General features: G+C 38.3%; 2 protein-coding genes. Both read left to right on the forward strand.

Annotated elements, in window-relative coordinates; genetic code table 11:
• Positions 1-749 (forward strand): relaxase/mobilization nuclease domain-containing protein (locus tag HMPREF1477_RS09460; RefSeq protein WP_016476644.1); only part of this gene is annotated, 749 nt, incomplete at its 5' end.
• A 1-nt stretch (position 750) separates the two neighbouring features.
• The gene (locus tag HMPREF1477_RS09465) at positions 751-1545 is read left to right on the forward strand and encodes a hypothetical protein (protein WP_016476645.1); all 795 of its coding nucleotides are present in this window, start codon (positions 751-753) and stop codon (positions 1543-1545) included.
• Positions 1546-1648: the final 103 nt, after the last annotated feature.

The raw sequence follows: 1648 nt of genomic DNA on the forward strand, positions 1-1648 counted from the left end.
TCAACATTGATCGCCCTGAGGAATGGGCGGAAGATATGCAACTCACAAAGGAGCTTTTTGATAAGACAGAGGGTAGGCAATATTATTGGATAGTCCAATCTTTTGATAATGAGCATGGAGAACAATCTTACAATGCGGAAGATGTTCACGAAATGGGCAAGGAACTGGCAGAAGTGTTTGCGAAAAAAGGGTATCAAGTTGTAGTTGAAACTCACAACGATACCGATAATTTACACAATCACTTGATTATTAACTCCGTTAATTCAGAAACAGGCAAAAAATTGCGAATTTCAAACGCTAAGAGCCTTGAAGTGTCAAAAGGTGCTGACATTCTAACTAAAGATTTATACCGCCTTAACGATGAAATTTGTAAGAAATATGGGTTACGAACGTTAGACCAAAGCAAGGCTATCAAGAATGAGCGTGAAAGACACGCTGGCATGCAACCAACGAGCAAGAAAACCGATGAGAATTATCTTACTAAATCGTGGAAAGATACGCTTCGACAGGACTTGCAAGACATATGGAAAGACAAGAACATTAAAAGCAAAGATGATTTTGAGCGAGCGTTACAACAGAAAGGTATCACGATTAGTCGAATGACAAGCACAGGCAATATTACTTATGAGCAAGGTGGAAATAAGGCACGAGCCAAGTCATTAGGTGCATTTAATCGTGATGATGTATCTAGTTTGTTGGAGAGAAATAATAGTTTAGGACAAACAATTTCGAGGGGGTTCAGTCGATAATATGGACTTTGGTTTTTTAAATGGCATTAATTGCCTTTTTACGCTTATTTTGGTGTTTGGGGTTATCCTATCTATCTATGTAGCACAATGGGGCTTTAAATGGTCTATTTTGAGCTTTATTTTAGTAGCTTTCATAATGTGCTTTGGTTTAAGTCAAGCGTATGAGAAAGTATTGTTTGCTGATAGTCTTGCGTATCGCTATAAAATAGCGATTGAGCAAGGTCAAAGTAATGGCTTTTCAGAGCGGTATTATGAAAGTGCTAGTAATCAAGATAGCATTAATCAACTTATGGCTTCCCTTAACATCAACAAGGGGCGAATTGGTTATGAGTATGGCTATGGTGCAAGTGATGTAGAGAGAGAGCCAATAGCGTTATATATCAGTAGCGTTAAAGCTGAACATTATGCTCCTGTTATCGTGCCAGGTGTTATCTGTTTCTTGTGGTGGTTTGGGTTATTTCTTGTCCGCCGATCCGCAGAGCGAACGGACAAGAAAGTGATTGAACTGCGTACGGAAGTTGAGAGGTTGGAACAGATAACTCAACACTTAGACGAAAGACGGAAACAACAGGAACGCATTATTAATGACTTCGACCCAGATACATTGAAATGTAAAAGTGCTGATTTATTAGAAGAGATTAGAAAGTCAGAGAATAAGTTGTGTGAGTTGCGGAATGTAAAAGCAAAACTTTCTTTAGAAGTGAGTGGGCTGAAAATAGAGAAAGAAAAGCTATCTGAAAAGCTTGTAGCTAAATCGTCAGATATTGACGAACGAAAACGATTAATGCGTATTTAGTAACTTGTGATATACTATAGTTAGGCAAAAGAAGTGAAAATACATCTAACATGTATGCACGCAAAAAAAGCACGGAGCTAGGGACTCCGTGCTTTTTTATTTT

It is taken from the genome of Veillonella sp. HPA0037, from assembly GCF_000411535.1.
Taxonomy (GTDB): Bacteria; Bacillota; Negativicutes; order Veillonellales; family Veillonellaceae; genus Veillonella; species Veillonella atypica.